Annotated in this window: 8 protein-coding genes; 6 read left to right on the top strand and 2 right to left on the bottom strand. The window is 74.6% G+C overall.

Features of this window, described 5'->3' with window-relative positions; genetic code table 11:
• Window positions 1–106: 106 nt before the first annotated feature.
• Window positions 107–454, bottom strand: a complete 348-nt coding sequence (locus tag ACIP84_RS23630) for an SCP2 sterol-binding domain-containing protein (RefSeq protein ID WP_355959490.1) — start codon at window positions 452–454, stop codon at window positions 107–109.
• Window positions 455–497: 43 nt separating this feature from the next.
• On the opposite strand from ACIP84_RS23630, the gene ACIP84_RS23625 reads away from it, so the two are divergent.
• The 5 genes from ACIP84_RS23625 (at window position 498) to ACIP84_RS23605 (ending at window position 5809) form a co-directional block, all read left to right on the top strand.
• Window positions 498–797, top strand: a complete 300-nt coding sequence (locus ACIP84_RS23625; protein WP_401800002.1) for a hypothetical protein — start codon at window positions 498–500, stop codon at window positions 795–797.
• Between the two features lie 7 nt (window positions 798–804).
• Window positions 805–1620, top strand: coding sequence for a TlyA family RNA methyltransferase (locus ACIP84_RS23620; RefSeq protein ID WP_401800000.1), 816 nt, complete (start codon window positions 805–807; stop codon window positions 1618–1620).
• Window positions 1617–2540, top strand: coding sequence for an NAD kinase (locus ACIP84_RS23615; RefSeq protein ID WP_355959487.1), 924 nt, complete (start codon window positions 1617–1619; stop codon window positions 2538–2540). The genes ACIP84_RS23620 and ACIP84_RS23615 overlap by 4 nt, the downstream gene beginning before the upstream one ends.
• A 143-nt stretch (window positions 2541–2683) precedes the next feature.
• A complete protein-coding gene (gene recN, locus ACIP84_RS23610; protein WP_401799998.1) occupies window positions 2684–4426 on the top strand; it encodes a DNA repair protein RecN in 1743 nt (580 codons plus the stop codon).
• A 291-nt stretch (window positions 4427–4717) separates the two neighbouring features.
• On the top strand, window positions 4718–5809 hold the full coding sequence (locus tag ACIP84_RS23605; RefSeq protein ID WP_401799995.1) for a glycosyltransferase family 4 protein: 1092 nt from the start codon (window positions 4718–4720) through the stop codon (window positions 5807–5809).
• Between the two features lie 102 nt (window positions 5810–5911).
• On the opposite strand, the gene ACIP84_RS23600 is transcribed toward ACIP84_RS23605, so the two are convergent.
• Complete coding sequence (locus ACIP84_RS23600; RefSeq protein ID WP_401799993.1) at window positions 5912–7540, bottom strand: PucR family transcriptional regulator; 1629 nt, start codon at window positions 7538–7540, stop codon at window positions 5912–5914.
• 162 nt (window positions 7541–7702) lie between these two features.
• Between ACIP84_RS23600 and ACIP84_RS23595 the strand changes: the two genes are divergently transcribed.
• On the top strand, window positions 7703–9217 hold the full coding sequence (locus tag ACIP84_RS23595) for an APC family permease (RefSeq protein ID WP_401799990.1): 1515 nt from the start codon (window positions 7703–7705) through the stop codon (window positions 9215–9217).
• Window positions 9218–9292: the final 75 nt, after the last annotated feature.

Raw genomic sequence — 9292 nt, 5'->3', positions numbered from 1 at the left:
CGCCCCAGTCGGGCGCCGCCCCCCCCCGCCGCCCCCCCCGTCGGGGCCCTCACCATGAGTCCCCACCCCGGGCGCGGGGGCGCCGCGGGGTGTCCCACGACAGGGCCTAGAGCAGGGAGCGGAGGCGGAGCAGGTCGCGGAAGCCCGCTTCCAGCCTGACCCGGCCCGAGGCCCAGGCCTTCGCGAAGTTCAGGTCCCCGCCCACCATCGCCACCAGGTCGTCGCCGGTCATCGCGAGCCGGATCTGCGCCTTGGCCGGCGGCGGGCCCGCCACCGTGGACTCGACCTTGATCCGGCCGTCCGCGAGACGGCCCGTGAACGTGGTGTCCAGGTCGGTGATGTGGCAGCTCAGGGTGCGGTCGAGCGCGGCCGCGCCGCGTACGTCGCCGTCCGCCCGCGCGAGGTTGTCGGAGAGTGTGTCGAGTGCGTCGCGGCACTCCGTGATCGTCGCCATCGCCGTCGACCGTACCCCAGGGGTTCGCGGTAGCGTCGGGAGCATGAACGACGCGATGGCCGAGCCCGAGCCCGTGGACGAGACGTCCGAACCCGCGGCGTCGGACACCGGGGCCCCGCGCGGCGCGGCCCCCGAGCCCGCCGCGGCCGCGCCCCTGGAGGTCGTACGGGAACGCACCGGGCACCCCGGGGTCGACGCCCGCCTGGCGCGTCTCGCCGAGGTGGACGACCTCCCGGCGGACGGACACCTGGAGGTGTACGAGGATGTACACCGTGGACTGCGTGCCGAGCTGACCTCGCTCGACGCGCACCCCGCCCCTCGTCCGTACGAAAACAGGAGCTGAACCGAACGTGGCAGGAGTGGCACGCCGCCGTCTCGACGCCGAGCTGGTCCGGCGCAAGCTCGCGCGCTCGCGGGAGCACGCCAGCCAGCTGATCGCCGCGGGCCGGGTGACCGTCGGCAAGACCGTCGCCACCAAGCCCGCCACCCAGGTCGAGACCGCCGCGGCCATCGTCGTCGTCCAGGACGACTCCGATCCCGACTACGTCTCGCGCGGCGGTCACAAGCTCGCCGGGGCCTTCGAGGCCTTCGTCCCGCTCGGGCTGAAGGTCGAGGGCAGGCGCGCCCTGGACGCCGGGGCCTCCACCGGCGGCTTCACCGATGTGCTGCTGCGGGCCGGCGCCGCCCATGTCGTCGCGGTCGACGTCGGCTACGGGCAGCTCGCCTGGTCGCTGCAGAGCGACGAGCGGGTCACCGTGAAGGACCGGACGAACGTACGCGAGTTGACGCTCGACGCGATCGACGGCGTGCCCGTCGACCTGGTCGTCGGCGACCTCTCGTTCATCCCGCTCGGCCTCGTCCTGCCGGCCCTCGCGGCCTGCACGGCGCCCGACGCGGACCTCGTCCTGATGGTGAAGCCGCAGTTCGAGGTGGGCAAGGAACGGCTCGGCACGGGCGGAGTCGTCCGGAGCACCGAGCTCCGCGCCGACGCCGTGAGGAACGTCGCCCGGCGTGCCGCCGAGCTCGGTCTCGGCGTCCTGGGCGTCACCGCGAGCCCGCTGCCCGGCCCCTCCGGCAACGTCGAGTACTTTCTGTGGCTGCGGGCAGGCGCGCCCGCGCTGGATCCGGCGGATGTCGACCGCGCCGTGGCGGAAGGACCTCGTTGAGCTCAACGGCAGCAGCATCAGAGACCGCACCACGTACCGTCTTCCTGCTCGCGCACACCGGCAGGCCCGCCGCCGTGCGCAGCGCCGAACTGGTCGTCCTCGGACTGCTGCGCTGCGGCATCGGCGTCCGGGTCCTGGAGGCGGAGGCGGCAGACATGCCGCTTCCGCCGTCCGTCGAGCGGGTGAAGGAGGCCTGCTCCGACGCCCTCGACGGCTGTGAACTCCTCGTCGTCCTCGGCGGCGACGGCACCCTGCTGCGCGGCGCCGAGTTCTCCCGCGCCTCGGGCGTCCCGATGCTCGGCGTCAACCTCGGCCGCGTCGGCTTCCTCGCGGAGGCCGAGCGGGACGACCTCGACAAGGTCGTCGACCGGGTCGTGACGAAGGCGTACGAGGTGGAGGAGCGGATGACCCTCGACGTCGTCGTGTACGAGAACGGCGACGTCCTGCACCGCGACTGGGCGCTCAACGAGGCGGCCGTGCAGAAGGTGTCCCCGGAACGGATGCTGGAGGTCGTCCTCGCGATCGACGGGCGCCCGGTGACCGGCTTCGGCTGCGACGGAGTGATCTGCGCGACACCGACCGGGTCCACCGCGTACGCCTTCTCGGCGGGCGGCCCGGTCGTCTGGCCCGAGGTCGAGGCGCTGCTGATGGTCCCGATCGGGGCGCACGCCCTGTTCGCCAAGCCGCTCATCACCACCCCCGAGTCGGTGCTCGCCGTCGAGGTCGAGCCGCACACCCCGCACGGGGTGCTGTGGTGCGACGGGCGGCGGACGGTGGAACTCCCGGCGGGGGCGCGGGTCGAGGTGCGGCGGGGTGCCGTGCCGGTCCGGCTCGCCCGGCTCCACCACGCGTCCTTCACGGACCGGCTCGTCGCGAAGTTCGCCCTGCCCGTGTCCGGGTGGCGGGGCGGGGCCCGCTGACGTACGGGCCCGCCCGCCGGCTCCGGCGGGCGGGCGTTCGCTCGTGTGCGCCCCCGGTCGGCCGGGTCCGGCGGGGGCGAACGATCGGCGCGCCGGAGAGTTACGCCCGGGGGTGATGTCGCATCGCACCAGGGAAACCTCGTATGGTCTGGGGCGTGCTGGAGGAGATGCGGATACGGTCGCTCGGGGTCATCGACGACGCGGTGGTCGAGCTGTCGCCCGGCTTCACCGCGGTGACCGGTGAGACCGGTGCGGGCAAGACCATGGTGGTGACCAGCCTGGGCCTGCTGCTCGGCGGCAGGGCCGACCCGGCCCTGGTGCGGATCGGCGCGGCCTCGGCCGTCGTCGAGGGGCGGATCAGCGTGCCCGCGGGCGCGCCCGCCGCCGTACGCGCCGAGGAGGCCGGGGCGGAGCTGGAGGACGGGGTGCTGCTCGTCAGCCGTACCGTCTCGGCCGAGGGACGCTCACGCGCCCACCTGGGCGGGCGCTCGGTGCCCGTCGGGCTGCTCGCCGAGCTGGCCGACGAACTCGTCGCCGTCCACGGCCAGACCGACCAGCAGGGCCTGCTCAAGCCGGCCCGGCAGCGGGGGGCGCTCGACCGGTACGCGGGCGGGGCGGTCTCCGGCCCGCTCGCCGCCTACACGGAGGCGTACCGGCGGCTGCGTGCCGTCACGGGCGAACTGGACGAGATCACCACACGGGCGCGGGAGCGGGCCCAGGAGGCCGATCTGCTGCGGTTCGGGCTCGGTGAGATCGAGGCCGTCGCCCCGCGCGCGGGGGAGGACGCCGAACTCGCCGCCGAGGCGGAGCGGCTCGGGCACGCCGAGGCCCTCGCCTCCGCCGCCGCGCTCGCGCACGCCGCGCTCGCGGGCGTTCCCGAGGACCCCGAGTCCGTCGACGCCACGACCCTGGTCGCGGGCGCCGGGCGCGCCTTGGAGGCCGTACGGTCGCACGACCCGGCGCTCGCCGCCCTCGCCGACCGGATGGGGGAGATCTCCATCCTCCTCGGCGACGTGGCCACCGAGCTCGCCGGATACGCCGACAACCTGGACGCCGACCCGCTGCGGCTCGCGGCCGTGGAGGAGCGGCGCGCGGTGCTCACGCAGCTGACCCGGAAGTACGGGGAGGACATCGCCGCCGTCCTCGCCTGGGCGGAGGAGGGCGCCGGCCGGCTCGGTGAGCTGGACGGCGACGACGACCGCATCGAGGAACTCACCGCCGAGCGCGACCGGCTGCGCGACGACCTGTCGGTGCTCGCCCAGCGGCTCACGGACGCCCGTGCGGAGGCGGCCGACCGGTTCGCCGACGCGGTCACCGCCGAACTCGCCTCGCTCGCCATGCCCCACGCGCGGGTGTCCTTCGACATCCGGCAGACCGAGGACCCCGACGGCGTCGAGGTCGGCGGCCGCCGGGTCGCCTACGGCCCGTCCGGAGCCGACGAGGTCGAGCTGCTGCTCGCCCCGCACCCCGGGGCCCCGCCGCGGCCGATCGCCAAGGGCGCGTCCGGCGGTGAGCTGTCCCGGGTGATGCTCGCGGTGGAGGTCGTGTTCGCCGGGGTCGACCCGGTGCCGACGTACCTGTTCGACGAGGTCGACGCGGGTGTCGGCGGCAAGGCGGCGGTCGAGATCGGCCGCCGGCTCGCCAAGCTCGCCAGGACCGCGCAGGTCGTGGTCGTCACCCACCTGCCGCAGGTCGCGGCCTTCGCCGACCGGCAGCTGCTCGTCGAGAAGACCAACGACGGCTCGGTGACCCGGTCCGGCGTCACGGTCCTGGAGGGCGAGGAACGCGTACGGGAGCTGTCCCGGATGCTCGCGGGCCAGGAGGACTCCGAGACGGCACGGGCCCACGCGGAGGAGCTGCTGGCGACGGCCCGGGCGGACGGCTGACGCCGGGCGGACCGGCCGGGTGATCGGGGCCGGGTGACCGGTCGGGTCGGGTCGGGCCGGTGACCGGTCGGGTGGGGGCGGTGACCGGTCGGGTGGGGGCGGCGGGTGTGCCGCCGCCGCTGACCGGCCGACGGCCCCCGGGGGCGTGCGAGTTCGTCTCGCGCGCTCACCCGAGTGGGTGAACCCGTGGAGGGGGTCCCGGAGCCGTACTCCTTCCGTACAGGGGAACGACGCCGTTTCGGTGTCGGAACGTGCGTACGGTCGGCGGTACGGGCTGGCATCCTTGGGCGCGTGACACAGCTCCGTACGGTCCAAGTGCTGGGCGGCGGCAGCGCGGGCAGCAGCGCCCACGTCCGATCACTCGCCTCGGGGCTGGTGGCGAGGGGCGTGCGGGTGACCGTGTGCGCCCCGGCCGAACTCGACCGCGTCTACGACTACCTGGGCGCCGGTGCGCACTTCGTGCCGCTGCCGCGCCTCGGCGACCCCGCGACGGTCGCCGCGCTCCGCAACGCCTGCATCGGTGCCGACGTGGTCCACGCGCACGGCCTGGAGGCCTCCGTGCGGGCCGCGCTCGCGCTCGCCGGGAGCGGGGGCGGCGACCGCGCTCCGCTCGTGACGACCTGGGACACCAGGAACCAGGCCCACGGGGCTGCCCGGGGCGGGGTGCTGCGGCTCCTGGAGCGAAGGACCGTGCGGGCCGCGACCGTCGTCCTCGCCACCTCCTCCGAGCTCGTCGACCGGGCCCGTCGCCGCGGGGCCAGGGACGCCCGGCTCGCGCCCGTCACCGTGCCGCCCGCGCGGGGGCCCGTCTGCCTCCACGACGGCAAGGCCCGCGCCGAACTGGGCGCGGTCGACCGGCCGTTGCTGATGGCGGTCGGAGCGCTGGAGCGGGGCCGGGGATACCGGACGCTGCTCGACGCGGCCCGCTCCTGGCGGGAGCTCGACCCGCAGCCGCTGCTCGTCATCGCGGGGGAGGGGTGCGAACGGGCCGCCCTCCAGCGGCGGATCGTGGCCGAGGGGCTGCCCGTGCGGTTGATCGGGCGCCGGGAGGACGTCGCCGAACTGCTCGCGGCAGCCGACGTGGCGGTGCTGCCCTCGCGCTGGGAGGCGCGGTCCCTGCTCGCACAGGAGGCGCTGCGGCTCGGCGTGCCGCTGGTCGCCACGGCGGTGGGCGGCGTACCGGAACTCGTCGGCGACGCGGCGGAGCTGGTGCCGTACGGGGACGCCGAGGCGCTCGCCGGTGCGGTGCGCGGACTGCTCGACGACGTCGAGCGGCGGATGGACCTCGCGGCGGCCGGGCGGGTGCAGGCACGGACCTGGCCCACGGAGGACGAGACGGTGGCGCACGTGCTGAGCGTCTACGACGAGCTGGTGGGGCGGTAGTCGCCGGGACGAGCCCCAGCCGGGGTCCGGCGCGGGGGTTCCCCGCGGGGGTCCGGCGCAGGGGTTCGGCGCGGGGGTTCGGCGCCACCGCCCCGCGGGCCGCTACGGCGTGTGGCGGCGGGCCCTCAGGGCCAGGGAGAGGGCCAGGACGGTCTGGGGGTCGTCCAGGTCGGTGCCCAGGAGTTCGGAGATGCGGGCCAGGCGGTTGTAGAGCGTCTGGCGGTTGAGGTGGAGTTCCCGGGCCGTCTCCGCCTTGCGGCCCGCGTGCGCCAGATACGTCTCCAGGGTCGGCAGGAGCGGCGGGCGGGACGTGCGGTCGTGGTCCCTGAGAGGGCCGATCGCGCGGTCCACGAACGCCGCGAGGACCGTGTCCCCGTGGAAGTGCAGCCGCCACAGCAGCAGGTCGATGTCGAGGCGCCGGGCGTCGTACCAGGGGAGGTCCGAGAGGCCCTGCGCGGCCGTCGCCGTCTCCGCCGCGTGCCGCAGCCCCGCCGAGGCCGCCGCCCAGCTGCCGGCGACGCCCACCACGACGACCGGCGGATGCACCCCGGCGCGTTCGAGTCCGGCGCGCTCCACGCCCGCGCGCAGCGCCGCCGCGACCCGGTCCGCGACCGCCGTGCGCTCCGATTCCGAGCGCAGGCCGAGCAGCAGCGGCACCCGGCCCTCGACCGGGCGGACACCCAGGAGGACCGGGACTCCCACGGAGGCCAGCTCCTCGAGGACCGCGCGCGCCAGGAGAGCCCAGTTGCCCGAGGGGGAGAGTTCCGACGCCAGGCGCATCACCACCGGCAGGAGCGGGCCGTCGCCCGGCTTGAAGCCGAGGACCCGCGCCTGCGCCGGCGCGTCCTCGGCCGTGATCCTGCCCTCCGCCAGGTCCGTCAGGAAGTCGCCCCGGCCGCGCGCCGCCAGCTCCTCCTCCTGACGCGCCTGCATGAGGACGACCGCGAGGAGGCCCGCCGCGCGCTCCGCCGCCATCCGGTGGACGGGCGAGAGGGCGCCGGAGACCGAGAGCAGGACGAGACGGGCCCGTACCGAGGCCGTGCCGGGACCCCCGCCGGGCACGTCGACCAGCACCGTGCCGGTCGGCGGGCCCGATTCGCGGGCCGCCCGCCCGCCGCGCAGCCCGTCCCAGACCTGCAGCGGGTCGGCGGGCGCGGACTCGGTGCCCGCCGCGTACAGCAGCTGTCCGTCGGCGGTCTCCAGGAAGACGGGGTTGGCCGCGAAGTCCGAGAGGATGCGCAGCACCTGGGGGACCCCGCCGCCGCCGAGCAGTGCCTCGGTGCACTGCCGGTGGACCTCGTCGGCCTGCCGCAGGAGCGCGTAGTGGCCGTTGACGATCTCGGTGTGGATCTCCTCCGTCACCGCCACGAAGGGGACCTCGCGGTGCAGCTGCACCAGGGGCAGACCGGCGGCCCGCGCGGCCTCCACTATCGTCGACGGGAGACGGGCGAAGCGCGGCCCCAGTTCCACCACGAGCGCCGCGATGCCCCGGTCGGCGAGCCGCCGGACGAAGGCACGCTGCTCGGCCGGCCGGGTGCCGAGCCCGAGGCCCGTGGTCAGCAGCAGCTCGCCGCCCTTGAGCAGCGACGCGATGTTCGGCACCTCGCCCGCGTGCACCCAGCGCACCGTGCGGTGCAGCCGGTCCGCTCCGGCGACGACCTCCGGGAGCCCGCTGCGCAGGCCCGGGAGTTCGAGCGCCCGCTGCACGGTGATCCCGCCCTGATTGTCCATGGGCCCGGACGCTACCGCGCGTCCATGTTCCGGCGACATCACCCCACGGTCACGGGATCGGACAGTTCGTACATGGGGGCGACAACTCGTCGCCCCCGGGCGGGAATTGCGCGACCGCATGTCGATTGTGGCCTACGTCACCCGGGAGGATGCTCTCGCGCCATGGCAGAGAACCCCACTCCAGAGGTCCACCGGCTCAAGGCGAACTCCGTCGGCCTCGTCGGCGTCGTCTTCATGGCCGTCGCCACCGCGGCCCCGATCACCGCGATGACCGGCAACCTCCCCATCGCCGTCGGCTTCGGCAACGGAACCGGCGCCCCCGCCGGATACCTCTTCGCGACGCTCGTCCTGACCGTCTTCTCGGTCGGCTATGTCGCCATGGCCAAGCGGATCACGGCCGCAGGCGCCTTCTACGGCTACATCTCGCACGGCCTCGGCCGGATCGCCGGCATGGCGTCCGGGATGCTCGCCGTCCTCGCGTACATCGTCTTCGAGGCCTCGATCGTCGGCGTCTTCGCGTACTTCGCCCGGACCACGGTCGCCGACCAGCTCGGCGTCGACCTTCCGTGGATCCTCTACGCGGCGGTCATGCTGGCCGTGACGGCCGTCCTCTCGTACTTCGACATCAACCTGACCGCCAAGGCGCTCGGCGTGATGCTCATCGCGGAGATCGCGGTCCTCTTCGCGGTCGCCACCGCCGTCCTGATCGCCGGCGGCGGCCCCGACGGCATCCCCGTCGAGCCGATCAACCCCGCGAACGCCTTCACCGGCACCTCCGCCGGCCTCGGCCTCTTCTTCGCCTTCTGGTCCTGGGTCGGCTTCGAGTCGACCGCGATGTACGGGGAGGAGTCCCGCGACCCCAAGCGGGTCATCCCGCGCGCCACCCTGATCTCCGTCATCGGCGTCGGCGTCTTCTACATCTACGTGTCCTGGATGACGATCGCCGGGAACGGACTCGCCGGATCGGTGAGGCTGTCCTCCTCCGCCTCGCCGCTCGACCTGTTCTTCGCGCCCACCCAGAGCTTCATCGGCGCCTGGGCCGTCGACGCCTTCCAGTGGCTGCTGCTCACCGGCTCCTTCGCCTGCGGCATGGCCTTCCACCAGTGCGCCTCTCGCTATCTGTACGCCATCGGGCGCGAGGGCTTCCTCCACCCGGCGCTCGGCCGGACACACGCGACACACGGCTCGCCGTACATCGCCTCGTACGTGCAGAGCGCGATCGCCGTCCTCCTCGTCTGCGCCTTCTGGCTCACCGGCAAGGACCCCTACATCCACCTCTACACGCTGCTCGCGATCCTCGGCACGATGGCGATCCTCATCGTCCAGACGCTGTGCTCCTTCGCCGTCATCGGCTACTTCCGGAAGAACCACCCCGAGGACCGTCACTGGTTCAGGACGCTCACGGCACCGCTCCTCGGCGGTGTCGGCATGATCGCCGTCGTCGTGCTGCTGATCATGAACATGGAGACCGCGGCCGGCCTCGCCGCCGACTCGCTCTTCTTCAAGGGGATCCCCTGGATCGTCGGCGCGGTCTTCTTCGGCGGCCTCGGCCTCGGCTGCTACCTCAAGGCCAAGCGGCCCGAGCGCTACGAGGTCATCGGCCGGATCGTGCTGGAGGACGCCGCCGAGCGCCCCGCCGAAGAGGCTCCCGCCCCCGCTCCCGTACCCCAGAGCTGACCCCCGCCCCCGGCCCGAGGGCCCGGAGCCGCGTTCCCCCGTCCCAGGCCCGGAGCCGCGCTCCCCGTCCGCCGC

Origin of the sequence: Streptomyces sp. NPDC088707, assembly GCF_044752725.1 — a bacterium.
Taxonomy (GTDB): domain Bacteria; phylum Actinomycetota; class Actinomycetes; order Streptomycetales; family Streptomycetaceae; genus Streptomyces.
Note: the sequence above shows the minus strand (reverse complement) of the source record. Positions and strands in the feature narration are given on the sequence as shown.

Bases quoted from the DNA above. Each gene is read 5' to 3' on its own strand.
- recN (WP_401799998.1), top strand. From the start codon at position 2,684: ATGGTCTGGGGCGTGCTGGAGGAGATGCGGATACGGTCGCTCGGGGTC.
- ACIP84_RS23595 (WP_401799990.1), top strand. From the start codon at position 7,703: ATGGCAGAGAACCCCACTCCAGAGGTCCACCGGCTCAAGGCGAACTCC.
- ACIP84_RS23630 (WP_355959490.1), bottom strand. From the start codon at position 454: ATGGCGACGATCACGGAGTGCCGCGACGCACTCGACACACTCTCCGAC.
- ACIP84_RS23600 (WP_401799993.1), bottom strand. From the start codon at position 7,540: ATGGACAATCAGGGCGGGATCACCGTGCAGCGGGCGCTCGAACTCCCG.
- ACIP84_RS23625 (WP_401800002.1), top strand. From the start codon at position 498: ATGAACGACGCGATGGCCGAGCCCGAGCCCGTGGACGAGACGTCCGAA.